This is a genomic window from Psychrobacter sp. DAB_AL32B (assembly GCF_002224105.1).
Lineage (GTDB): Bacteria > Pseudomonadota > Gammaproteobacteria > Pseudomonadales > Moraxellaceae > Psychrobacter.
The window spans coordinates 1-23,945 of sequence record NZ_NEXU01000033.1 but is presented as its reverse complement, the minus strand read 5'-3'; the positions used below and the strand labels follow the sequence as shown (position 1 = coordinate 23,945).

The 23,945-nt window shown below is 42.8% G+C and carries 22 protein-coding genes; 14 read left to right on the top strand and 8 right to left on the bottom strand.

The genetic code is table 11. The features are described from left to right. The first annotated feature begins 66 nt into the window (after positions 1-66). The 4 genes from CAN34_RS04175 to CAN34_RS04160 all read left to right on the top strand — a co-directional run bounded on the left by CAN34_RS04175 (position 67) and on the right by CAN34_RS04160 (position 3,907). A complete protein-coding gene (locus tag CAN34_RS04175) occupies positions 67-837 on the top strand; it encodes a methionine ABC transporter ATP-binding protein (protein WP_165767609.1) in 771 nt (256 codons plus the stop codon). A gap of 19 nt (positions 838-856) precedes the next feature. Continuing rightward, complete coding sequence (locus CAN34_RS04170; protein WP_089554572.1) at positions 857-1,543, top strand: methionine ABC transporter permease; 687 nt, start codon at positions 857-859, stop codon at positions 1,541-1,543. A 243-nt stretch (positions 1,544-1,786) separates the two neighbouring features. Then, positions 1,787-2,746 (top strand): MetQ/NlpA family ABC transporter substrate-binding protein, encoded by a 960-nt coding sequence (locus tag CAN34_RS04165; RefSeq protein ID WP_089554571.1) that lies wholly within the window; start codon positions 1,787-1,789, stop codon positions 2,744-2,746. A 312-nt stretch (positions 2,747-3,058) separates the two neighbouring features. Then, the gene (locus CAN34_RS04160; RefSeq protein ID WP_089554570.1) at positions 3,059-3,907 is read left to right on the top strand and encodes an aldo/keto reductase; all 849 of its coding nucleotides are present in this window, start codon (positions 3,059-3,061) and stop codon (positions 3,905-3,907) included. Positions 3,908-4,030: 123 nt separating this feature from the next. Here the strand turns inward: CAN34_RS04160 and ccmE are convergent, their stop codons facing one another. From ccmE to ccmA, 5 genes are all read right to left on the bottom strand, one after another. Further along, the gene (gene ccmE / locus CAN34_RS04155) at positions 4,031-4,531 is read right to left on the bottom strand and encodes a cytochrome c maturation protein CcmE (RefSeq protein ID WP_089554569.1); all 501 of its coding nucleotides are present in this window, start codon (positions 4,529-4,531) and stop codon (positions 4,031-4,033) included. A 239-nt stretch (positions 4,532-4,770) separates the two neighbouring features. Next, positions 4,771-4,995, bottom strand: coding sequence for a heme exporter protein CcmD (ccmD, locus tag CAN34_RS04150; protein WP_089554568.1), 225 nt, complete (start codon positions 4,993-4,995; stop codon positions 4,771-4,773). 35 nt (positions 4,996-5,030) lie between these two features. After that, positions 5,031-5,816: a heme ABC transporter permease CcmC gene (gene ccmC, locus CAN34_RS04145; RefSeq protein WP_079692608.1), complete on the bottom strand. Its 786-nt coding sequence runs from the start codon at positions 5,814-5,816 to the stop codon at positions 5,031-5,033. Positions 5,817-6,015: 199 nt separating this feature from the next. Then, positions 6,016-6,762, bottom strand: a complete 747-nt coding sequence (locus tag CAN34_RS04140; protein ID WP_254423082.1) for a heme exporter protein CcmB — start codon at positions 6,760-6,762, stop codon at positions 6,016-6,018. Between the two features lie 45 nt (positions 6,763-6,807). Then, positions 6,808-7,437 (bottom strand): heme ABC exporter ATP-binding protein CcmA, encoded by a 630-nt coding sequence (gene ccmA, locus CAN34_RS04135; RefSeq protein WP_089554567.1) that lies wholly within the window; start codon positions 7,435-7,437, stop codon positions 6,808-6,810. A gap of 76 nt (positions 7,438-7,513) precedes the next feature. On the opposite strand from ccmA, the gene CAN34_RS04130 reads away from it, so the two are divergent. The 4 genes from CAN34_RS04130 to CAN34_RS04115 all read left to right on the top strand — a co-directional run bounded on the left by CAN34_RS04130 (position 7,514) and on the right by CAN34_RS04115 (position 10,821). Continuing rightward, a complete protein-coding gene (locus CAN34_RS04130) occupies positions 7,514-8,608 on the top strand; it encodes a DUF445 domain-containing protein (RefSeq protein ID WP_254423081.1) in 1,095 nt (364 codons plus the stop codon). 79 nt (positions 8,609-8,687) lie between these two features. Beyond that, positions 8,688-9,509, top strand: coding sequence for a YbjN domain-containing protein (locus CAN34_RS04125; RefSeq protein ID WP_089554566.1), 822 nt, complete (start codon positions 8,688-8,690; stop codon positions 9,507-9,509). Positions 9,510-9,631: 122 nt separating this feature from the next. Continuing rightward, entirely contained in the window at positions 9,632-10,549 is a 918-nt protein-coding gene (locus CAN34_RS04120) for a histone deacetylase (protein WP_089554565.1), read from the top strand. A gap of 65 nt (positions 10,550-10,614) precedes the next feature. Further along, entirely contained in the window at positions 10,615-10,821 is a 207-nt protein-coding gene (locus CAN34_RS04115; RefSeq protein ID WP_089554564.1) for a DUF2905 domain-containing protein, read from the top strand. A 90-nt stretch (positions 10,822-10,911) separates the two neighbouring features. Here CAN34_RS04115 and CAN34_RS04110 read toward each other — a convergent pair whose 3' ends face one another. Next, positions 10,912-11,694, bottom strand: coding sequence for a sulfite exporter TauE/SafE family protein (locus CAN34_RS04110; protein ID WP_089554573.1), 783 nt, complete (start codon positions 11,692-11,694; stop codon positions 10,912-10,914). 138 nt (positions 11,695-11,832) lie between these two features. After that, positions 11,833-13,218, bottom strand: a complete 1,386-nt coding sequence (coaBC, locus tag CAN34_RS04105) for a bifunctional phosphopantothenoylcysteine decarboxylase/phosphopantothenate--cysteine ligase CoaBC (protein WP_089554563.1) — start codon at positions 13,216-13,218, stop codon at positions 11,833-11,835. A 128-nt stretch (positions 13,219-13,346) separates the two neighbouring features. On the opposite strand from coaBC, the gene radC reads away from it, so the two are divergent. The 3 genes from radC to CAN34_RS04090 all read left to right on the top strand — a co-directional run bounded on the left by radC (position 13,347) and on the right by CAN34_RS04090 (position 19,113). After that, positions 13,347-14,030, top strand: a complete 684-nt coding sequence (radC, locus tag CAN34_RS04100) for a DNA repair protein RadC (RefSeq protein WP_089554562.1) — start codon at positions 13,347-13,349, stop codon at positions 14,028-14,030. A 381-nt stretch (positions 14,031-14,411) separates the two neighbouring features. Then, entirely contained in the window at positions 14,412-17,339 is a 2,928-nt protein-coding gene (locus CAN34_RS04095; RefSeq protein WP_089554561.1) for an acyl-CoA dehydrogenase, read from the top strand. Positions 17,340-17,739: 400 nt separating this feature from the next. After that, entirely contained in the window at positions 17,740-19,113 is a 1,374-nt protein-coding gene (locus tag CAN34_RS04090; RefSeq protein ID WP_089554560.1) for a dicarboxylate/amino acid:cation symporter, read from the top strand. Positions 19,114-19,217: 104 nt separating this feature from the next. Here CAN34_RS04090 and CAN34_RS04085 read toward each other — a convergent pair whose 3' ends face one another. Continuing rightward, complete coding sequence (locus tag CAN34_RS04085) at positions 19,218-19,973, bottom strand: TSUP family transporter (protein ID WP_089554559.1); 756 nt, start codon at positions 19,971-19,973, stop codon at positions 19,218-19,220. Positions 19,974-20,464: 491 nt separating this feature from the next. On the opposite strand from CAN34_RS04085, the gene nhaA reads away from it, so the two are divergent. The 3 genes from nhaA (at position 20,465) to CAN34_RS04070 (ending at position 23,786) form a co-directional block, all read left to right on the top strand. Further along, positions 20,465-21,667 (top strand): Na+/H+ antiporter NhaA, encoded by a 1,203-nt coding sequence (gene nhaA / locus CAN34_RS04080; RefSeq protein WP_089554558.1) that lies wholly within the window; start codon positions 20,465-20,467, stop codon positions 21,665-21,667. Positions 21,668-21,720: 53 nt separating this feature from the next. Next, entirely contained in the window at positions 21,721-22,317 is a 597-nt protein-coding gene (locus CAN34_RS04075; RefSeq protein WP_089554557.1) for a DUF2799 domain-containing protein, read from the top strand. Positions 22,318-22,400: 83 nt separating this feature from the next. Continuing rightward, positions 22,401-23,786: an oxygenase MpaB family protein gene (locus tag CAN34_RS04070; protein WP_089554556.1), complete on the top strand. Its 1,386-nt coding sequence runs from the start codon at positions 22,401-22,403 to the stop codon at positions 23,784-23,786. Positions 23,787-23,945: the final 159 nt, after the last annotated feature.

The window sequence follows — 23,945 nt, the reverse complement described above, 5'->3', positions numbered from 1 at the left end:
TTACTATAAAGAAAACTGCAACAGCTTCATGACTATTAAAAATATTTATTGAATTTTGAGCCCTCCATGAGTGACATGATTGTCTTAAACGATGTGACCAAAAGTTTTTTAAGTGACCGGTCTATAAAAGATAAAGACGGCAAGCCACATTGGTTTACTGCTGTCGAGCCGACGTCACTAACTGTTCAGCAAGGCGAAATCTTTGGCTTGATGGGTTATTCGGGCGCTGGTAAATCTACCCTCTTACGTCTGATTAATTTACTTGAGCGTCCGGATTCAGGTCAAGTGATTATAGATGGTACTGATTTGACCACATTATCTGCCAGTGATTTACGTATTGCTCGGCATAATATCGGTATGATTTTCCAGCAATTTAACCTGATGTCAAATCGCACTGTCTTTGAAAATGTCGCCTTTAATTTAACGGTAGCCGGCTATCCTAGTCGCGATATTTATAAGCGTGTCATGGATTGCTTAGAAATCGTTGATTTGACCGACCGCGCCAACCATTACCCTGCGCAGCTATCAGGTGGGCAAAAGCAGCGTGTCGGTATCGCCCGCGCTATTGCCCCTAGTCCTAAAGTCCTATTGGCTGACGAACCTACCAGCGCGCTTGACCCTGCGACGACACGCAGCTTATTGAGCTGCCTACGTGATATTAATGAACAACTTGGTGTGACCATTGTCATCGTGACTCATGAAATGAGTGTCATTCGTAGGCTATGTGATCGCGCTGCATTGTTACATCAGGGACAATTACTCGAAGTCGCAGATATACGCGACGGTCTCATTCAGGCCACCACCCCAATTGGCAAAGGCTTAGTCCACGAAGACTAATGAGGCAGGAGAAATAAACATGTTAACCGGTGCTGAATTATCCGCCTCCATAGATAAGCTGCTCGTACTGCGTAAAGAGATTTGGCAGGCGTTTGTAGATACCTTTATTATGCTTGGTATCTCCACAACAGTAGCCATCCTTATCGGTGGTCTGTTTGGGATATTCTTATTTTTATCCAGCGATCGGCAGTTTTTGCAGAATAAAACGCTATATGGCGTGCTTGGTGCTATCACGAACTTTATGCGCGCTTTTCCATTCGTGATTTTGATGATCGCGATGAGCCCTTTTACCAAAGCCATCGTTGGCACAGGTATTGGACCAATCGCGGCATCTTTAGTATTGGCGATTGCTGGCTCGTTCTATTTTGCACGCCTGGTCGAACAAAACTTACGTGAAGTACCCCGTGGTATCATTGAAGCGACCGAATCCATGGGTGCCCGTCCACTGACCGTTATCAAAGTCTTGCTCAATGAGGCGCGCTCTGGACTGGTCTTGTCCGTGACGATTCTCTGTATCAGCTTGCTCTCTTTTTCCGCAGCGGCTGGTATGATTGGTGGTGGCGGTTTGGGTGATTTAGCCATTCGTTATGGTTACTATCGCTACCAAACTGAGGTCATGGTATTTATTGTCATCATGCTATCGATTATGGTTATCGGTATTCAGGCTTCTGGCAATTGGATAGCAACTCGCTTGGATAAGCGTTAGAACTGATGCATGACATTTGATATCAAAAGTTAGATAACGCTCGTTATGAATAATATACAGGCTTTAATGCCAATTCATCCTGAGCAAATGCTTGACTTTGTAACTGATTCCCTTTAATTTTGATACTATCTTAACAACCGTTAACTTAGCAGCATTACTATTCATAATGTTGCTTTTTTAATGCTGCATTTTTAATCTCGATATTTTATTCCCTATATCCCTATCCCTTATTAAGGAAGTTCCATGAAATTAACAGATATCAGCCGTCAAGTAGCGACTGCATTTGCAGCTGTTGGCGTATCAGGCCTAGTATTGGTCGGTTGCAACAATTCATCAGCACCAGAAGCCACCAAAGAGCCCGTTACTGAAGGCGCTAGTGCGGAAACTGCTGCGACCAGTGATATCGATCCTGAACATAGCAAAATCATCATCGGTACGACCGAAGGTGACTTTGCAGATATGGTTCGTAATCAAGTAAAAGGCTCATTAGAAGCCCAAGGCTATGAAGTTGAGTTGGTGACTTTTACCGATTATGTCCGTCCAAACATTGCTTTGGCAGATGGCGATTTAGACATCAATATCTTCCAACATAAGCCTTATCTAGATACTTTCAAAAAAGAAAATAATCTTGATTTAGTAGAAGTCTTTCAAGTACCTACTGCCCCGCTTGGTGTTTACTCAGGTAAAAAGACTAAAATCGACGATGTATTTAAGGGTATGAGCGTCTCTGCACCCAATGACCCAAGTAACTTTGCTCGTGCTTTAGTGATGATGAATGAACTTGGCTGGATCACCCTAAAAGACAATATTGATCCTCTTACTGCTTCAAAAACTGACATCGCTGATAACAGCAAATACGATATCAAAATCGTTGAGCTAGAAGCAGCGCAGCTACCTCGTGCGCGTGATGAAGTGGACTTTGCTATCATTAATGGTAACTACGCCACCGATGCTGGTATCAAGCTGACAGAAGCACTATTCCAAGAGCCAAGCTTTGCTTATGTGAATTGGTCAGCCATCAAAACTGCAGATAAAGATAAAAAATGGGTGAAAGACGTCACTGAAGCTTATAATTCAGATACCTTTAAAAAGTATGCCCATGATAGCTTCCCTGGCTATAAATATCCAAAAATTTGGGGTGCTGATAATGCCGCTGCCCCTACAGCGGACACTGCACCAGTAGCAGAAGCTGCTACTAAATAATCGACCGTTTAATAGCTTAATAACGGTTAATTTGCATTAATTAACCGCTCTAAAAGTCCTAATAGCAAAAGCCCATTATTTTTAAATAATGGGCTTTTTTTGGTCTAGATTTTATTGCTTACACAATCACTTACTAAAAATGACGTTACAGCCTGTTTGTAGTTTGTAGGAAAGCGTCAACCGCACTATCGCTGACGGCTTCTTTTTTCTATAGTGGGTAGGTTAAATAGAAATTAGAATACCAATATTTATTCTTCTATTAATAAATCACACAAGCTATTAATAAATCAAAAAAACAACAAGGATAATAATATGCGTGCTAAAACTTATAATATTCGCACTGCTGGACAAGCCAATATTCCGGTACTCGGACTGGGTACTTGGCAATCAACGGGTCAAGACTGTATTGATGTCGTCAGCCAAGGGTTAAAAATGGGCTACGAGCATATTGACACCGCTCAAGCTTATGACAACGAAAAGGAAGTAGGACGAGGTATCAAGCAATCAAGTGTCGCTCGCGATAAGTTCTTTTTAACGACGAAAATATTCCCTGATGATATGAAGTTTAAGCCAGAAAAACTCATCGCCGCAGCCAAGCGTTCTTTAGAAAATTTAGATACCGATTACGTTGATTTACTGCTATTACATTGGCCAGATGACCGCGTGCCATTATCAGAAACCATTCCTGCGTTATGCGAGCTACAAAAACAGGGGCTAACTCGCAATATCGGCGTCTCTAATTTTAATATTGCTCATATTATCGAAGCCAAGAAATATGCTGATGTGCCTATTGTGGTCAACCAAGTAGAGTTCCATCCTTTTATTAAGCAAAAAACCTTACAAACTTTTTTAAACAATCATCATATTTTATTAGAAGCTTACTCGCCACTCGCACGTGGTGATGTCTTTGATAATGAAGTCATTCAAGCAATTGCTGACAAGCATGGTATTACGCCAGCACAAGTATCGTTGGCTTGGATTCTATCAGATAAGCACCGTATCGCTATTCCAAAGACATCCAACCCCGATCATCTGCAAGGTAATCTAGACGCTATCAATGTGCAATTGAGTGCCGATGAGATTGAGAAAATAAGTGGCTTAGCTCGTGCTGATGGTCGTAAAATCAAGCATCCAGACTATTCTCCTGAGTGGGATGATTAAATGCTAATAATTATTTAAGCATGATGAATAAAAAAAGCCAGCGATTAAATGTCGCTGGCTTTTTTATAGCTCTCATTACTTAAGTACTAATTTTGCCACTTAACCATGATCTTTTTAGAAAAACTACTGTTGCAACGTCTTAGTCTCATGAATCTTTTCAGCAGGATTGTATTGCTCAGAAGAAGGTATTGCACCGATACGATTGTTTTCCTTCATCGATTTGGCAACTTCTGGCGGCATATAGTTTTCGTCATGCTTCGCTAATACTTCGCCTGCGACAAAGGTCTTACCTTGCATTTTACCGGTAGCGACAACTCCTGAGTTCTCAGCGAACAAATCCGGCAAGATACCTTGGTAAGTCACTGGTACTGTCGATTCAAAGTCGGTGATAGCGAATTCAATGCTTAAAGGGTCATTTGGCGCACGCTGAACACTACCAGCGACTACCATACCACCGGCGCGAATACGTTTATCTTGGGGTGCTTCACCTTGCGCAATGGACGTAGCGTCAAAGTAGTAGTCGGTCTGTTGCCCAATGGCATAAATAACCAGCACCACGGCTATCGCCGCCCCTGCAAGCGTAAACATAACCCACATCAGTTTTTTGCGACGAACTGCGTTCATACCACTACCTCATTGGTGGATCACTATTTTATAAACTATCAATCTATAAAACAGAAAATATTAAAGAAACTACCATTAGAAAAACGTTCTAAAAATGTCTTTCTAATCGTACTCTTCTAATACCTATATGGTAGCATTTTTTGCATAAATCAATAAGCCCCATCGCAACTGATGAGGTCATATATTTACCATTAGGATTTGACGATATAATGAGCCAAAACAATGAGGTTGGGTTGTTTTTACGAAGCAGAGTGCTTAGTTGCAGGTACAGAAGGTTTGGCTGTGCGCTGTGCCTGCCGCGCTTGTTGAATAGTCAGTTGCTTTATCAACGCTTGTCTTTGTCTGCGACTATATATAATAAAAACCAACATCACGCCAACGGTAATTGCCCAGCATGACCAGACAAAAACACCATGCTCACCCATGGCGATAAATTCAGATACGCTATAAAAGTAAGGCTGCATTATATTTTCCTAGCCGTTATTTGGTTTGTCGATGTTCATTTGGCTTGCCCGCGAATATATTCTTTCACCCATGCCTTACCTTGGTCACGGTATAAAATTAGGGTATTGGTACGGTAAATCGCCAATGTTGCTACCAGTAAATAACCACCAATCATCATTAGCAACAATGGCATCCACATGTCAGTAGACATTTTTGGTGCTGCGGTTAAGGTAAAGGTCGAGCCTTGATGTAAAGTATTCCACCACTGTACCGAATATTTAATAATAGGCAGATTCACGGCACCGACAATAGATAGAATAGCCGCCGCTTTGCCACGGTTGGCAGTATGCTCAAAAGCGGCAAATAATGCCATGACGCCCGCATATAAAAACGCCAAAATCAACATTGAGGTCAAACGTGCATCCCAAACCCAATACGTGCCCCATGTGGGTTTTGCCCAAATCGAGCCAGTCAACAAGCTAATCACGCATAATAAAAAGCCCATGGGAGCAAGTGCCTGCGCCACAAGACTGGCTGTTTTAATCTTCCAGACTAAATAAATTACCCCTAACACTGCTAAAGCGAAATAAATGGAGATGGCAAGACTAGCAGCAGGAACATGAATAAAGATAATACGATAGCTATTACCTTGTAGGTAATCGGGCGGCGCAAAGGCTAAACCCCAAACACTACCAATGAGCAGACAGATACCGGCTAATATCGCTAGCCACTTGACCCAAGGCGCAAAGATTCGAAAAAACTGCTTGGTACCCACCGTGGTCAAGAAAACTTGCCAAATACGTTGCCACAGGCTAGGAGATGAGACATTATTGTTGGGCATGAGAATGAACCTATTGCGTAGCTTGTTGGTTATAGTCGATATAATGCGCCATTGGCGCTATTATTCGCTACCTTGCTGGCGTTAAAGGCTGAATAGAATCTACAGCTGACTGTTTGTTTAATAGGCTATTATAGCAAAGTTGCCGATTTTCACCATGCTGTTAACATAAAGGCTTTTTATAACACGCCATTTTTTATTTTTAATTGAGCCACGCCATTTTTAAGGTCATCGCAATCACCCATGGCATGACCAAAACTGAGAGGATACTGCCCGCCAACAACAAAGCTAAAATAGGCAATCCATTGAGGCCACTGGCAAATAAATCAACGGCACCGGTGGCAAAAATCAAGACCGGCAACTGCATTGGCAAGGCAATCAAAGGCACCAATACTGCCCCATTCTTAAGTGATAGCGTCAAGCTACTGGCGACCGCTGATAACATCAGCAGCATTGGACTACCGGTGACAATAGAAGCCATCAATATCCACGCTTCAAACCAGCTGAGCTGAAATAAAGGCACGGCAAGTAAACTTAACGCGGCTACAATGCCACTGCTAAATACCCAGTGAATCACTAAACGGATAAGCACCCAGAGCGGCAGCGAGGCTTTTGCGACGACTAATTGCGCAAGTGTGCCATTATCAAGGGCAGGTTTAAACAAGCCATCGACACCCATGACCAGTGACAATAAAGCCGCAATCCATACCGCCGACACCCCAAGGCGTTGCAATAAAGCAGGCTCACTACCAACCGCTAGCGGAAACAAAGTAATAATTACTAAAAACAGCACCAAAGGATACAACCATTGCACCGCACCTTGCTGCTTAACTTGCCATTCGCGTCGCCATAATTGCCTAAAGCTAATACCGCGTACAGCTGATGCGATTATGTTTGAGCTTTTATTGACTAGCTGTATGGGATTTTCTTGTATTGAGCCATCTGTCATTATCCATCCTTCCACTTATACTTATCGCACTTATACTGCTAGTATTTATACCATGTAATCTGACAAATCGAGCACTTGATTGGCAACGCCCACTGCTTGATGACTGGTCATTAATATCGATCCGCCAGTATTAGCAAAATCACGCAACCTGTCCTCCATTCGTGCCACCATATCGACATCAAGCGCGGTAAAGGGCTCATCAAGTAACCATAAAGGCGTCACTTCAGGCGTCAATAAATATAGCCGTGCAAGGGTGATACGGCGGGTTTGTCCAGCAGATAAATGGCTTGAGCTAATAGTCTCAAAGCCTTGCAACCCTACCCAAGCTAGGGCGTCATCAATATCAGCGGTGCTAGGTGTGATACCATATAAATTCAGCAGAAAGGTCAGGTTTTGTGCGACGGTGAGATTTGGATGAATGCCCAACTGGTGCGATACATATAAAGGCTGAATAGGCAAACTTGCTGCTCCTTGGTAATAAACCTCACCCTCCAGCACTGGCAACAATCCAGCCAGCTGCATCAGTAACGTCGTCTTACCTGTACCGTTGGCACCCACTAAATGGCAAATACTACCAGCTGCTAGATTGAGTGCAACCCCTTCACATAAAGGGATTTCACCGCGCTGAACTGTCAGCTCATCAAGCGCAAGTAAGGCTGTATTCAAAGCCGTCATCCAAACCTCACATTATTTATTAAGCAGCAGTCGATATTCATCACAAACAAAGACGATGTTCATGGCATAATACTTTATGCTTACCACAACCACACAGTATAACAAATTGTCGATTACTATGACCTCAAAACCTATGCAGACTTCAAAAGATATCCAAAACTTAGACCCGCAAGCGTTAACACTAGACAGCTTAATCGATGCGCAAGTTGCTTTTATGCAGCAATGGCTGCGTAAGCAAGCTGAACCGCTCAGTATAGAAGCTTGGCACTGGTTAGGCGCGCAGCCACTCAGTAAATATGTCAGCGCAGATGATTTGCAGCGTCTGATTAATGACTGGCTACTGAATCATCCGCTAAGTGATGTGCTGCGTAAAGATATCCGCGATATCTTGCATACTGTTATTTATCATCCAGTCAATGACAATATGCCTTTATCTGAATTGATCGATGACACTCAGGTTGAGATTCTTGCTGGCTATGTTGGTAGTCATGATGAGCAGCGTAATATATTGATTCATACGCTGGTCGGTAACGACACATTTGCAGATTTACTGACACAAACACTCTATCACGCCATCAACGACTTTATGGAAAATACGCTAGACAAAGCAGGCGGGGTCGGTAAACTCATGAAGCTTGGGCGCAGCTCTTTTGAAAAAGCCACCAACAAAAACCTCGATGAGAAGTTGCAAACGTATCTGCACCGGAATATTAAAGATTTAACTCGGCGAGCAGAAGTAAATGCTCAAGCGCATTTATCAAATGAAGAAGTTGCGCGATTGATAGTCACGGGCTGGGCACGAATTAAAGAGCAGCCGATTAGCGAAATACAGACCTATTTGCGTAATGAGCCGAACGATAGCAGTATTGATCATATCGAAGCCAGCATCCAACAAAGCTATAACCGCCTGCGTTTGTCACCTTACTTGCATAGCTTAGTCGCGGCGAGCGTCGATACTTGGTATAGCAATCATCAGTCCGATACTATTGCTACCGTCGCAACAAGCTTACATATCGACGAGCAGGCGATAATGCAATTGAGTACCACCCTACTGCCTATCATAAATGACGCTCTTGAAAGCCCATGGGTGACGGCACATATCCGTGAGATGCTACAAGCATTTTATGCGCAGCCTAACATCAAAGATGGTTTGGTGTTTAGTGACGATTAATTTACTATTTTAGAAAATTGCTTATCCGGCTTTATTATTAACCCTTACTATCAATCATTTATTGGCTAGCACAATATTTATGAGTCAACGTACTAAGCTCAACTTATGGCAAAAAATTAAACAGCTGCTAACAGCATCGACTGTGCAGTCTGCTATTGATGAAATAAAAACGCCTGAGGATACGCCAGCAGCCAAGGTTAATAATGAGAGCAATACGTCGCAAGCGGAGAATGTTAGCGTAAAGGCTAATAATGCGGATATTAGTAATTCTAATAGCAAATCTGATAGCAGTTCTATTAGTAGTGTTGCTAAGGATATTGATGCTGAAACTGACATTGATATTAAGAGCACCTCGGAGCCACATAGTAATGATGCCATATCTATTGTCGATTACCTTAAACAGTATTTTAATGACAAAGAGTGGCACTATACCCATTATCAACCTGCAACCAACGATAGCCAACAGTCGCACCATTTATTTTTAAGGATGCGAAATAAGCAGCTCGATTGTGGTTATTTGTTTCGTGTGCAAGAGACAAACAACCTTCTGGCAGTCTATGGTGTTTTGCCTTTTTTAATACCAGAGAGCCATCAAAGTGCCGCCATGCTTCTCATCACCCAAATTAATTATGATATGTTGATTGGCAACTTAGAAATGGATATCAACGATGGCGAGATACGCTACAAAAATGCTATCGATATCGAAGCAGTAGGTATTGATGACGATATCATTGAGCATTTATTGCAAAGTGTTGTCGCGATGACGACGGTTACCTATGAGATATTTAGTGATTTGATCAGCAACCAAGATCCTGCTAAAGAGTTGCAAACCTTATTGACGCAACTACGCCAACAAGCAGACTCACGAACGTTTTTTTTGCCAACTCAATTTGTGCAATAAAACATCACTATCTTTAGCAATCACCTTGCGCTCAATATGTTATTTTAAAAACCATGCTTTCAAGGCCAGTATTTTAAAAACCATGCTTTCAAAAACCAAACCTTTAGAAAATCATCAATATTATGCTAAAAATTGCCTACTCTGATATTTTTCGTTATTCAGTGCCCGAAAAACACCGCTTTCCGATGCAAAAATACACCATGATTCCTGAGCGCCTATTGGCAGAAGGCACGATCAGCGCCGATAATTTTTTTGCGCCTGCACGCTTGAGTGAAGCTGAGATTTTAACCACCCATACGCAAGAGTATTGGTACAAGCTTAAGACCCAAACGTTGCCACGAAAAGAAGCTCGAGCTATCGGCTTTGAGATGACGCCAGAACTGGTAGAGCGTGGTCGCTACATTGCGCACGCAACCTATGAATGTGCACTTTATGCGCAGCAATATGGCGTGGCAATGAATGTCGCGGGCGGTACCCATCATGCGTTTGCTGATCATGGTGAGGGGTTTTGCGTCTTTAATGATGTTTGTATCGCTAGCAACTTATTATTAAGTCGAGGACACGCGCAAAAGATTTTGGTGGTCGATTTAGATGTTCATCAAGGCAATGGCAATGCCAGTATCATGGCGGACGAGTCACGCGTTTTTATCTTTAGTATGCATGGTGCAAAGAACTATCCATTTCGCAAGCAAGTATCAGACCTAGATATTGAGCTAGATAACGATACCGGTGATGCGGAGTATTTACAGATTCTACAAGAAACGCTACCCCGTTTAATCACTGATTTTGTACCGGATATCATTTTTTACCAGTCTGCTGTCGATGTCCTTGCAACGGATAAGCTGGGTAAACTGGGACTAACGATAGAAGGGTGCAAGGCTCGTGATGAATACGTCTTACGCCAAGCAAAAGCGGCCAATATTCCAGTGGCTATCGTCATGGGCGGCGGTTATTCAGAAGATATCGAAGATGTGGTTGAGGCGCACTGTAATACTTTTCGGCTGGCGCAGCAGATATTTTTTGATAAAACGGCTGATTAATGATTAGCGGACTAATAGGCGATACGAATAGGCGATACGAAATAACGTAATGAGGCAGTTTTTATATGGCAAAAATATTGATTGGTATCGGGTTTATTTTGATTCTTATAGGAATTATCTGGCTAATATTTCCAAGCGCGTTTTCGTGGATAGGTAATATGCCAGGAGACATTAAACACAAATCAGTGAATACTAGAATTTATTTCCCGGTCGTAACCATGATAGTAATCAGTATAATCGCCACCATAGTGTTAAATTTATTCAATCGCTAAATAATCAGTTCAAATGGTGGGATACGCTGCACCAACCATATGCTGCGCCAATTTGGGAATAGCGCCCTTCTCGACTCATCTATATTTACTCTATAAAAAAGCTGTAATACCCTGCCAACCGACACGAATACCAAGTACGGTGAGAATCAATAAGATAAGCTGGCGAAAACGGGCTTGCGGTAAATAACGACGTAAACGAATACCGATTAAAAGCGTAGCAATAGACAAAACACTAAGTAAAGTAATTAGCTGCCATTCACCACTGCTCAGTGCCATGATAGGCTCACGCAATACAATGATTTGGGCAATTTTACCTAAGAAATAGCACATATTACCGACTTTGGCGATGGTATTTTTATCGTCACTTGCAGACAATAGATACATCATCAGTATGGTCGACATGGCGTTAGTCGCGCCGCCAATAATACCTGCACTAAAGCCAACGAGAATGAGAACAGGCTTGGTATTTGGTAGCTGAATTTGCTTGCAGAGTAGACTACTGATGACATAAAAACTAATAACAGCTGCCAATACCAATAAGATATAAGCGCTATCGACCCATAGCAATAGCTTAGCACCTAATAAACTACCGAGTAAGCTGGTTAATGCCAGCAGCCAATAGCGTCTGCCATAATAAATAAAGTTTTGCCAAATCGTGCGACCGCCACCTGCCAGCCAAGTCATGGCATTGAGTAATAACGATGGGAAAATGACTAAGACAATGGCATGTGGTAACGGATAAATACTGGCAAGCGCGGTGGTAGTCACTAAGGTCACACCAAGCCCGCTAATACCATGTAGCAATGATGCCAGCGCAAAAATAGCTATCAGCAATAGCGTTTGCGTGCTATCACTATCTATCATGCCTGTCATATCAGCCTTACCAATCAAAGCTTAATATCTTTTGCTATACCTATGCTTATATAACGAGGCTTTACACTCATCATTGCACTAACCCTTGTACTAGCCACTGCATTAAGCACTGCATTAAGCACTGCATTAAGCATTGCATTAAGCATTGTGACGTTGCCAGATTGCCCCACCAATAATACTTACTAACTGCTCAGCGATCTTATCTTTACTCGCCTTATCAAGCGTGATGCTATCGTGCTCATAACGCTCTGAGAAAAATACCTCCATGGCATTATCATCACTCGCAAAACCAATATCTGCCCGCGAGACATCATTACAAGCAATCAAATCTAGGTCTTTATCAACCAGTTTACCGCGAGCATAACGCTCAACATCTTGCGTTTCTGCCGCAAAACCAACGACAAACAGCGCTGGGTGAGCAAGCGAAATCGTCGCTAAGATATCAGGGTTTTTCACCAAGCTCAGCGTCATCGTATCTTGGGTTTTTTTAATTTTTTGCGGGGCGGCTTCTTCGGTACGATAATCCGCTACAGCCGCCGTTGCAATAAAGATATCAGCGGCACGCGGATCATATTGGCTATTAGCACTAGCAGAGCTATCATGATCCAAATGCGTATGGTCATCACCATGATCATCACCACAGCCACAGTCACTGTGATGATGATCATGGTTGTGATGGTCATCTTGCTCATCTTCAGAGACATACTGTAGGGCGCTATGCGTACCTTGCACACACTGCTGGGCAGCAATCAGCATCTCTTTAGCCGATAATACATCAATGCGCGTGACGTTGAGCGGTGTAGGTAGCGCCACTTTACCACCAGCAATCAAAATAACTTCTGCACCAGCAGCAACACAAGCGCGCGCTAAAGCAAAACCCATTTTACCAGTCGAGTGATTGGATAAATAACGTACCGGATCGATTGCTTCAACCGTTGGACCTGCGGTAATCACTACTCTTTTACCTGCTAATAGCTGCGGTGTCGTTTGCATCGCATTAAACAACAACACTTCGTCTAATAATGCTTCCGGCTCAGGCAATCGCCCTGCGCCTACATCGCCGCACGCCTGCTCACCACTTGCTGGCGTAATGATTTGATAGTTCATATCACGCAAGGTTTGCACATTTAGGTTAACCGCTGGATGCGCCCACATTTGCTGATTCATCGCCGGTGCAATAATGACTGGTGCCGTCGTTGCAAGACATACAGTCGTTAGCAAATCATCAGCCATACCCATCGCAAGCCGTGCCAAAGTATTGGCGGATGCCGGCGCTATCACGACCAAATCTGCCCACTTCGCAAGCTCGATATGACCCATGCCCGCTTCCGCTTGCTCATCGAGTAATGAGATATGCACCTCATTACCAGTCAAAGCTTGCAACGTTAATGGGGTGATAAAGGCTTGCGCGCCTGAGGTCATAATAACGCGCACCTCAAAGCCTGCCTTGATTAATAGACGGGCAAATATAGCAGATTTATAAGCGGCGATACCGCCGGTGATAGCAAGCAGGATATTTGACATAAGCGTGGCATCAGCAAATAATTGAAAGATAAAAATTGCGCTTATAGTAACAATTATGCGATAAGTTAGGGGAAGTTTTCTAGATTTATCTTATTTATCGAGTATCAACTGCATTTCAAGGAGTGACAATGGCGATCAAAGACTGGCATGAAGATGACCGACCGCGTGAAAAGCTACTCAAATTTGGCGCAGCCCATTTATCTGATGCCGAAATATTAGCGATATTTCTACGTACCGGTACGCAGTCGCAGTCAGCTATAGAGCTGGCTCGTCATCTGATTGATCAGTTCGGTAGCCTCGCAGAACTCTTAGCTGCGCCTCAAGAAACCGTGCTTGCTTGTCATGGTATTGGCCCGGCTAAGTACGCGCAGATACTTGCGTCACTTGAGATGGGCAGGCGCTATTTGGACAGTCAGCTTAAGACTGGTCAAGCACTCGGGCGCTCACAAATGGTCAAAGATTACATTAGCACTCAGTTACGCGGTGAACCTCGTGAAGTCTTTGCGGTACTCTGTTTGGACAATGCGTTAAATTTAATCAATTTTGAGATATTATTTACAGGTGGCATCTCTTCTTGCTCAGTCTGCATCAAACATGTGCTGCGTCACGCTTTGAGCCACGCTGCCAGCCAGCTTATCGTCGCTCACAACCATCCTCATACAGATGCTACACCATCAACGGCAGATAATCTTTTGACCTATGAGTTAAAAAAAGCCTGTGATTTAATAGACTTATCTTTAGTTGACCATATCATCGTCGGACGCAATGAAACCTTATCTTATGCCGAGAGCTGCTTGCCGCCTTTTGGCTAATTAGCTACAAATGCTATCTTTTTAGATATATGAGAAAATCCTGATACATATTATCGACACAGCGTAGCATTTCCGCTCTTGATAGTTATAAACAACTGTTTCATATTAGTAGTTAACTTTAATTTTAGCTTGGAACTTTAAGTAATTTAGAAAATACATTGTTCTGCGATGTTCAATTTCCATTTATCGAACTTCCATGTACGGTCACTTATGCGGTCACTTGTAAAATTAATTGCTCTAAACAAGACATAAGAATAAACATCAACCTTATTCTATAAAAGCAAATGATTGAAATATAAAATAAAAATCATATTTATTTCAAAAACTTTTATTCACTTACATTTTTTACGCTGTTGATTTGGCGTTATAAAGGAGGCAGTCATGGCCATTGGCTTATTTATTTTGGCAGTAATCATTCAATTAGCCATGGTGTTGGCCATCTTTTTGTTGTCTTTATCACGTGTCACTGGCAGTGTTGTTGCCCTGATCACCGTCCTTGTTACCGCCTTTATCAGTCCATGGTCGCTTATTTTAGGCATACCGCTAGCGCTACTTTGCATAGTCCTACTCATTGCTCCTATTCGTCAAACACTGATCACCAAACCCGTTTACAAAACCTTGGGCGGTGCGATGCCTAGTATGAGTGATACGGAGCGTGAAGCCCTTGATGCTGGTACAAGCTGGTGGGAAAAAGAGCTGTTTATGGGTGCGCCAGATTGGGATACCTTTGCTGAATACCCTTATCCTCAATTATCAGCAGAAGAACAAAGCTTTATTGATAATGAAGTAGAAGCGCTATGTATGATGCTCGATGAGTGGCAAATCCACCATGAAGATAAAGAGCTGTCACCAGAGGCGTGGCTGTTTATCAAAGCCAATGGCTTTTTGGGATTAATCATACCGAAAGAATATGGCGGTTTAGAATTTAGCTCTTATGCCCAAAGTCGCGTGATGAGTAAAATCGCTTCGCGCTCACCGACCGCCGCAGTGACCTGTATGGTACCGAACTCGCTTGGTCCTGGTGAGCTGTTGATGCACTACGGGACTGATGAGCAAAAGCAACGTTGGTTACCGGGTCTTGCTAAAGGTGAGGAAATTCCCTGCTTTGGTTTGACTGGTCCAGAAGCTGGCTCTGACGCAGGCGCCATCCCTGATACCGGTGTGGTTTGTTATGGGTTGCATGAAGGCGAGCAAGTGCTCGGCCTGCGTATGAATTTCTCTAAGCGCTGGATTACATTGGCACCTATCGCAACGGTCGTTGGTTTGGCCTTTAAAATGCATGACCCAGAAGGTCTGCTTGGTAATATAGAAAAAACGGATTATGGTATTACTTGTGCGTTAGTGCCTGCTAACCATGAAGGTGTGATTATAGGACCCCGTCACAATCCAATCGGCTCACCCTTTATGAATGGTACCGTCGATGGTAACGATGTCTTTATACCGTTAGATTATATTATCGGTGGCGTTGAAAATGCCGGACGCGGTTGGCGTATGCTGATGGAATGTTTGGGTGTTGGGCGCGGTATTTCGTTGCCAGCTTTATCAACTTCAGCCAGTGAAATGACCTACTTAACTGTTGGTGCTTTTGCCAAAGTTCGTGAACAATTTAAAATCTCCGTCGGTAAATTCGAAGGCGTGCAAGATGCCACTAGCCGTATGGCCAGTAACACTTATATGTTAGAAGCCTTTCGTCATTTGGTCACCTGTGGTCTAAACCAAGGTGGTACACCATCCGTTATGACGGCAATGGCAAAATACTATGCGACTGAAACCATGCGCGAGGTAATCAATGACGGTATGGATGTCGTTGGCGGTCGCGCAGTGCAAATGGGACCTCGTAACTTTTTAGCGATTCCTTACCAAGCGATTCCTGTATCTATTACCGTTGAGGGTGCCAATATATTAACGCGCTCATTGATGATCTTTGGTCAAGGGGCGATGCGTTGCCACCCTTATCTATTCGATGAGTTGCAACTATTGCAAAGCGAAGATAAAGAAGGCGCACTCAAGCAGTTCGATACTCTATTCTTTAAGCATCTAGGTTATACCTTTAATCGCGGGGCAAAAGCATTTGTGGCAGGTTATGTCGGTGGTAGCAATCATGCACCAAGTTTTGCCGATAGCTTTACCCGTCCTTATTACAAGAACATTAACCGCTTAAGCGCAGGCTTTGCCTTAACGGCAGATATGGCATTAGGTTTACTCGCTGGTGATTTAAAACGTAAAGAGATGCTCTCTGGTCGCTTAGCAGATATTCATGCCCACCTATTTATCTGTACAGCGATTTTACAATTTTATGAATATGGCAGCAGATCAGCAGCCGAACGCTTGCACGCTGAAGTGGCACTAAAAAACAGCCTTTATACCATTCAAGAGGCGTTTATTGCTTTATTTGCCAACTTCCCTAATCGCATGGCGGCCAGTGTGGTCAGCTTTGTAACTTTCCCAAGTGGTCGTATCTTTGCGCCAGTCAGCGATGAGCTGAAACGCAAATTGGGCGATACCTTTATGGATGATTTTGCAGCCAACCCCTTCCGCGACTATCTCAAAACCATGGTTTATTACAATACTGAGCCAGACGATGTTACTGGACGTATGGAGCATGCCTATCAAATGCTGCTCGAAGTTGAACCTTTATGGCAAAAGTTTAAAAAAGCAGAACATAAAGACAGCTTTGAAGGGTTAACCTTTGAAGATCATGTGGTCTACGCCAGTCAAAACGGTGACATTACTGAAGAAGAGGCGGAGCAGCTGATAACCTATAATGCGGTACGCTATGATTCATTATTGACCGATGTATTTGATATGCATTTATCTAAAGCTCAAGAACGTGATAATCCGCACAGTTTAGAAAATGCCGTGCATAAGCTGACAGACTATGCACAACTGAAAAACGATGCACAATTGAAAAATAATGCACAATTAAAGCATGGTTTACCTACGGATAATATCGAGCAGATGCCTGATCATGTGGCACCAGTGACAGATGTTGAACAACCGACGGGAGATACCAATCCTGACCATGGCTATGAAAGTGATGGTGACGTAAAGATGGTCAATGAACAAGATACAGTCGAAGAAACTCGCGGACAAACAAACTTCAATGAGTCAAACCCTGAAGCACAAGCACTTGACCCTCGTCACCGTGATGCTGAATCACACCTAAGCGAGCGCATGAGCTACAACCATCGCCTAGACAATAACTCTGCTAAACCAGATAGTTTAAAAGCCGATAATGCACAGCAAACAGAGAGTAGTGACCCTACATGGAAAGATGGTTTGCGCCGTGATAAAAACGACAATGTCTAACCATGATTAGTCTAGCCATATTCATTTAATTACATTCATTTAAATATATTCATTTAAAAAAGCGAGATGCTCTCATCAGAGTCATCTCGCTTTTTTATTTAATCACTCACATTACTTTTCAATATTTATTCAACACCTCTTAATTCACTCAATTTTATATAAATTTTTGACGGATAAAAAAGTTCAAACACAACCTGCCCACAATGTCACGTTATTTAAGTCATAAAAAATTCTTGCAGTATCCCCAACAATTCTTTTATATTGTCCCCAAAATCTGACTTGATGGTCAGGTAACAAATTAATAGATGTCATAAAAGTCATAGTACAAGCGATATTGCACTCATATTGATTGCGATATCTCATTTATTTCTGTGCGTGACAGATACCAAGGGTAGAGTTTATGTGGAAAAATATGGGTCTAACGGGCAAGATTATTGTTGCCATGGTGCTGGGTATTATTCTGGGTTTGGTTATAAACTATTCTGGCATGAACGCCGAAGGTAGCTTCGTTAATACTTATGTTACCAATGGTTTTTTTGCCATCATCGGTAAGCTATTTGTTAACTCGCTCAAAATGCTCGTTGTGCCATTGGTTTTGATTTCGCTTATCTGCGGCGTGTGCGGTATTGGTGATATTCGTCTATTAGGACGTATTGGTGGCAAAACATTTTTCATCTATATGGTGACCACAGCACTAGCGATTACTACTGCTATCGGGCTTGGTTCACTATTTGGTATTGGTAAGGGCATGCAAATCGAAACCACGTCGGTTTTCGAAGCAGAGTCAGCGCCACCACTCCTTGATGTCTTCTCTAATATTATCCCCTCCAACCCCATCAGCGCGATGGCAAATGGCGATATGCTATCGATTATCTTTTTTGCGATGTTAATCGGTATTAGTATTTTAATGGTGGGTAAGCCTGCAAAAGGTTTGGTACAAAGCTTAGAGCTTATTAATGAAGTCATCTTAAAAATGGTGACCATCATTATGAATTTAGCGCCGTATGGTGTCTTTGCGCTGTTGACCAAAGCGATGGCAGAGCTGGGATTAGATCTTATCTGGTCACTACTAGGTTATGTTGCGGTATTGGTTGGTGCACTCTTCTTTCACTTTTTTGTCACCATGATGGTAATACTTAAGCTGACTTCAGGTTTGTCGATTAGAACTTTTTTGGCAAAAATGCGCGAAGTACAAATCTTTGCCTTTAGTACCTCAAGCTCGAACGCCACGATTCCAATCACCCTACGCACGGTCACCAAGCGCATGGGCGTTAATAACTCAGTGGCTTCCTTTACCATTCCATTTGGTGCGACCATCAATATGGACGGCACAGCAATCATGCAAGGTACGGCGACTATCTTTATCGCCAATCTGTATGGTGTTCAATTAGGAATCACCGGATACCTGACCGTTATCTTGATGTCAGTGCTCGCCTCTATCGGTACCGCAGGCGTGCCGGGTGTGGGTCTGATTATGTTATCGATGGTATTTGCCCAAGTCGGTCTTCCTATTGAAGGTATTGGTCTGATTTTAGGGGTTGACCGTATTCTTGATATGTTGCGTACGGCAGTGAACGTTGGTGGCGACGCAGCCGTTACAGTAATCGTTGCAAAGTCAGAAGGTGAGATGGACTTGGCAATTTATAACGATCCTGATGCGGGTGCAAAAGACATGTTTGATGGCCATATCGATGCAGACAGCGAGCGTGAATTATCAGCAGTCTTTCACGATGGCATCATGGGCAGCGAATATGATGATATTAAGCGTGGCTAATCGTGATTGATAAAGCCATATGCATAAGATAAAAATAAACCTCAGCCCATTGGACTGAGGTTTATTGTTTTACACAGCTAATGAAATTTTAGGATTGCCATCAATTAACCAAGCACATACTTAGTGAGCATCGCCAGACATACCAATACAATCATTGGACGAATAAGTTTACTACCACCTTTAACCACCATATGTGAGCCGAAATAAGCCCCTATCGTCTGCCCGACCATCATCGCCAGCCCCACTTTCCATAAGACATTACCACCCAAGATAAAAAATATTAACGAGCCAATATTGGTAGATAAATTAAGCACCTTTGCCGCGCCTGTCGCTTCGATAATTTTTCGACCGCGCAGCGCCACATTTCCAAGCGCAAAAAACATGCCGGTTCCCGGTCCCATATAACCATCATAGAAGCCAATCAAGGGGGCAGCCACTTTTTGCCAAGCGCCCTCTGAGATTCGTGGTGCAGCTTCCACTTCGCCAAGTTTGGGAGCGAATAATGTATAGATGCCAATCGCGGCAATCAAAAATGGAATGAGCTTCTCTAGTAAATCCGGCGGTGATAACTGTACTGCAATTGACCCAAAGATAGAACCAATAAAAGCGGCAATAATTGCTATTTTTATATTTTTGGGTTTTACTACGCCTTTTCTAATCATAGTAATGGACGCAGCCAACGCGCCTGAAGCCGCTTGTAGCTTATTGGTGCCCAATGTCAGCACAGGCGGAATATTGGCAAGCAGCATGGCGGGAATCGTCAATAAACCACCGCCACCAGCAATGGCATCGATGAAACCTGCCAGCGCGGCCACAGCCGACAACATTAAAATAACCTCAATAGAAAGCGATAAGTCCATGACACTGACCTTTAAAATTTATGATATAAGAGAAGTAAGCCTTAGAATATTAGGCTGAGAATATGATGACCAATTAAGTGGTGAATGTTTTGATAAGCGCTATTTTTATAAGCGCTTTTTTAATAAAAGTTATTTCAATAATAGCCAAGCCTGATACTAGTAATTGTTTAAAGCCGCTCATTATAAAGATAAAAGCGTAAAAAAAGCCAAAAACCTAGCAAAGTCTGCTAGATTTGTCGTATGAGATTTTTTCGCATCAAAATGTTTTTTTGTAGGTATTTTTTCTTATAAACATTCAGTCTTCAAGGAAGAAGCAGAAATAGGTTTAACGGATTTAATTGTCTATATTGCTAATATTGTGAGAAACTAGGGCTACCTATTTACCGCATTGTTATTTATGACAGTCCATAGCAATGCGGTAGAAAAAAGCGAAATAGGCACTTGAATTTCTTGAATGATTTAGTACGTTTTATTTAGTTAATGAGGATAATATGGCAATACAAAGAGTTAGAGCGTTTTTCAACCTCGAGGCGTCGGGCGGCATTGTTTTAGCGCTGGCAGCTATCGCGGCAATGATTATTGCTAATACGTCTCTTAATACTTGGTATGAATCCTTTATTCATGCGCCCGTTGCCATTCAGATTGGTGGTTTTGCGATTGCGAAAGATGCGCATCATTGGATTAATGACGGGCTAATGGCTGTTTTCTTTTTCTTAGTGGGTCTTGAGCTTAAGCGTGAAGTGTTAATTGGTGAACTCTCTAACGTTAAGCAAATTATCTTACCCGCAGGAGCAGCACTCGGCGGTATGATGATGCCGGCCATTGTCTACCTACTCTTTAACTATAATGAGCCTGAGTTTTGGAAAGGTTGGGCCATTCCTGCTGCAACCGACATTGCCTTTGCTCTCGGTATCTTAAGCTTACTTGGCAATCGCGTACCCAACTCGCTAAAGGTATTTTTAGTATCTATTGCTATTTTTGACGATATTGGCGCCATTATAATAATCGCTTTATTTTATACCAGCGATTTATCTCTCGGCTCACTGGCTGTCGCAGCGTTGTGTCTGCCATTCTTATATCTACTCAATCGCCGTAACGTCACTAGTATCACGCCATATTTACTTATTGGCGTTATCATGTGGATTGCCGTCCTCAAATCAGGTATTCATGCCACTCTAGCAGGCGTGGTATTGGCGTTATTTATCCCCTTATTTGATCGCACTGACCCTGAACACTCACCGCTTGAAGAGCTTGAACATGATCTGCAAAACACGGTGTCTTACGGTATTCTGCCGTTATTTGCCTTTGCCAATGCGGGTATCTCGTTCAAAGGAGCAGGTTTTGCTGAGCTGTTTCATTCGGTGCCACTGGGTATTGCCGCCGGTCTCTTTATCGGTAAGCAATTGGGCGTCATGATCATGTGCTGGTTAATCTTTAAACTGGGTATTTCTACCATGCCAAGAGGCATGAACTTTAAGCAAATCTATGGCGCAGCATTGCTATGCGGTGTGGGTTTTACCATGAGTTTGTTTATCGGTGGCCTCGCATTTGCTGGTGATACGCCACTATTTGATGAGCGCTTAGGTATCATTATGGGTTCAATCGTCTCTGGTATTGCCGGTTACCTGATGCTCAAAGCCACCTTAAAAGATGAAGTCAGTAATACATCTGTGGACTTAACACATCATAAATAAGCTAAGCAGCTTTTAGTGCAAGTATTGATCAATGTTGATGATGGGAGTAGGCAATGTGGCAATTTAGTCTGCAACTTGGGTGGCAATGGGCACCACGCTTAGCCATCCTAGGTAGTATCTACATGTTGTCAGCTTGTGCCACCTTATCTAAGCAAGAATGTATGGTCGGCGACTGGCAAGTGATTGGCTATAACGATGGCGTGGCGGGTTATGCCGCAGACCGGTTAGCGTCACATACTAAAGCTTGTGCCAAAGTTAGTATAACCCCCAACTATCAGCTATGGGAGCGCGGTCGTCAACTAGGGCTCAAGCAATATTGCACCGTCACTAGCGCCTATAATGTCGGTCGCCGCGGACGCAAATTAAATAATGTCTGCCCTATTACTATGGTAAATACCTTACAAATCGCCAATCAACAAGGCTTAGATTACTATACCCTAGATAGTCAATTAGATAAGGACAAACGGCTTTTAGAAGCGCGCGAACTAGAGTTTGATAAACTGAAAGACGGTGAAATGCTAGACTTTGAGACAGAAAAAGAAGCCCGTGCTCGATTAATATCTTTACCAACAGAACTCCGAGATATTAAGCGTCGTATCAATAATACTCAAAAAAAACTAAACGCATTAAATCAAATGAGTAGTGATTAAATTTCGCTAACAAGTGTACAAAACCTGACTATAAGGGCTTGTTATATTTATAATGAGCACTTGATACAGAGCAGTTGATACATATGGATTCAATCGATATGGCTAAAAAAAATAACACGAATACCCTGTATAGACAGAGTAGTAACCATCATCAAACAGCTAACACTTATCAACGTCATGGTCGCACGACAGCAATTGATGACCATAGCGATCTGCAAGTATTAAAGCGAATCAAGCGTTATTTACTACCAAAAGACTTTGTTATCTCGCAAGAATTATTGGATGAGATGGTCGCCGGTTACGATATTGGCGATCCCCTAGCAGATGCTCTAGCGGCTGATGGTGTTCGCTTTGCAAAACCATTACAGCAACGTATTATTGACGGAAAAACAGACCCTGCCCTCGGAAACCATGTTCCCACAAATCATCCCTCATTTAACGCCTTAACCGAGCAATTTAGCCGTCATCCTGATTGGTTCGACCCCAAGCTTGCCCAGATTGGTGCCGTTGCCTATCGACGTTATCCGCTAATGTTGATTTGGCTACTGCGTAATGTCGCCCTGATGGCGGGCTACAGCATCCCTGCTCTGTCACTACCACTGATACAAACCGGCGCATTGATGCACGATGCTCTACCGCGCTTGATGCGTACTTATGCTTATATCTTGGCGGTCTCTGAACACCCACAATTAGAATCTACCTTAAACACTACCTCGCACAATAGCCTTCATTCTATCGACCAAGTGCTAGCCATTGGCTCTGAAGGCTGGCGGCAATCGATTAAAGTACGTCAAATCCATACCTTGGTACGGCAGAATTTGCTTAAAGGTAAAGCAAAGGCGGCCACCAGCGTGATAGCAAATGCCGATCAACATCACAACCCTGATGGTAGTTGGAACACCGCTTATTGGGGTATTCCTATCAATCAAACTGACATGATTGCTACCCACTTGCAGTTTTCACTGTTGATTATGCGCGGATTAAGATTACTTGGCGCCCGTATTAGCAAGGAGGAAGCCGAAGGTATTTTACATCTTTGGAATCTTGCCAGCTATTGGATGGGCGTTGACTTAGATCGCTTACCTAAAGATGAAGCCGCCTGTTGGGAGTGGCTCTATACCTATTTATCCATTCAACAGCTTGATTTTAAAATGGGACAACCACTGGCAAAAGCGTTACATGATTTGCCGCGTCAACTCATGGGTGAGGACAATCGTCGCGGGCGCTTCGTTGAGATGGTCAACGCCAGTGTGACCCGTACCTTGGTCGGTGATGATATTGGCGATGGGCTGGATTTACCAAAATCAAAAATACGTTTTGGGGTCTTATCTTCAGTACCAATTTTGTTTGCACTCGATACCGCACGCCAGCACAATAGTACCGTTGCAGATAAGCTAGAAGCATTCCGCGCTAAGCGCCAAGACAATATGAATTGGTGGCTAAAGAAAAACGATGATTATTACAAATAAAGAAATACAAATAAATAATTATAAATAAATAATTATAAATTAAGAGCAATGAGCAGAAGACAATAATCAAGTAGCCGCTATAAAGCATTACCAACAGATATCACATAAGAATATTATTCTTACTATAATAAACCACATTGACCATAATCACTATCGTCT

Bases quoted from the DNA above. Each gene is read 5' to 3' on its own strand.
- CAN34_RS04175 (WP_165767609.1), top strand. From the start codon at position 67: ATGAGTGACATGATTGTCTTAAACGATGTGACCAAAAGTTTTTTAAGT.
- CAN34_RS04170 (WP_089554572.1), top strand. From the start codon at position 857: ATGTTAACCGGTGCTGAATTATCCGCCTCCATAGATAAGCTGCTCGTA.
- CAN34_RS04165 (WP_089554571.1), top strand. From the start codon at position 1,787: ATGAAATTAACAGATATCAGCCGTCAAGTAGCGACTGCATTTGCAGCT.
- CAN34_RS04160 (WP_089554570.1), top strand. From the start codon at position 3,059: ATGCGTGCTAAAACTTATAATATTCGCACTGCTGGACAAGCCAATATT.
- ccmE (WP_089554569.1), bottom strand. From the start codon at position 4,531: ATGAACGCAGTTCGTCGCAAAAAACTGATGTGGGTTATGTTTACGCTT.
- ccmD (WP_089554568.1), bottom strand. From the start codon at position 4,995: ATGCAGCCTTACTTTTATAGCGTATCTGAATTTATCGCCATGGGTGAG.
- ccmC (WP_079692608.1), bottom strand. From the start codon at position 5,816: ATGCCCAACAATAATGTCTCATCTCCTAGCCTGTGGCAACGTATTTGG.
- CAN34_RS04140 (WP_254423082.1), bottom strand. From the start codon at position 6,762: ATGACAGATGGCTCAATACAAGAAAATCCCATACAGCTAGTCAATAAA.
- ccmA (WP_089554567.1), bottom strand. From the start codon at position 7,437: ATGACGGCTTTGAATACAGCCTTACTTGCGCTTGATGAGCTGACAGTT.
- CAN34_RS04130 (WP_254423081.1), top strand. From the start codon at position 7,514: ATGCTTACCACAACCACACAGTATAACAAATTGTCGATTACTATGACC.
- CAN34_RS04125 (WP_089554566.1), top strand. From the start codon at position 8,688: ATGAGTCAACGTACTAAGCTCAACTTATGGCAAAAAATTAAACAGCTG.
- CAN34_RS04120 (WP_089554565.1), top strand. From the start codon at position 9,632: ATGCTAAAAATTGCCTACTCTGATATTTTTCGTTATTCAGTGCCCGAA.
- CAN34_RS04115 (WP_089554564.1), top strand. From the start codon at position 10,615: ATGGCAAAAATATTGATTGGTATCGGGTTTATTTTGATTCTTATAGGA.
- CAN34_RS04110 (WP_089554573.1), bottom strand. From the start codon at position 11,694: ATGACAGGCATGATAGATAGTGATAGCACGCAAACGCTATTGCTGATA.
- coaBC (WP_089554563.1), bottom strand. From the start codon at position 13,218: ATGTCAAATATCCTGCTTGCTATCACCGGCGGTATCGCCGCTTATAAA.
- radC (WP_089554562.1), top strand. From the start codon at position 13,347: ATGGCGATCAAAGACTGGCATGAAGATGACCGACCGCGTGAAAAGCTA.
- CAN34_RS04095 (WP_089554561.1), top strand. From the start codon at position 14,412: ATGGCCATTGGCTTATTTATTTTGGCAGTAATCATTCAATTAGCCATG.
- CAN34_RS04090 (WP_089554560.1), top strand. From the start codon at position 17,740: ATGTGGAAAAATATGGGTCTAACGGGCAAGATTATTGTTGCCATGGTG.
- CAN34_RS04085 (WP_089554559.1), bottom strand. From the start codon at position 19,973: ATGGACTTATCGCTTTCTATTGAGGTTATTTTAATGTTGTCGGCTGTG.
- nhaA (WP_089554558.1), top strand. From the start codon at position 20,465: ATGGCAATACAAAGAGTTAGAGCGTTTTTCAACCTCGAGGCGTCGGGC.
- CAN34_RS04075 (WP_089554557.1), top strand. From the start codon at position 21,721: ATGTGGCAATTTAGTCTGCAACTTGGGTGGCAATGGGCACCACGCTTA.
- CAN34_RS04070 (WP_089554556.1), top strand. From the start codon at position 22,401: ATGGATTCAATCGATATGGCTAAAAAAAATAACACGAATACCCTGTAT.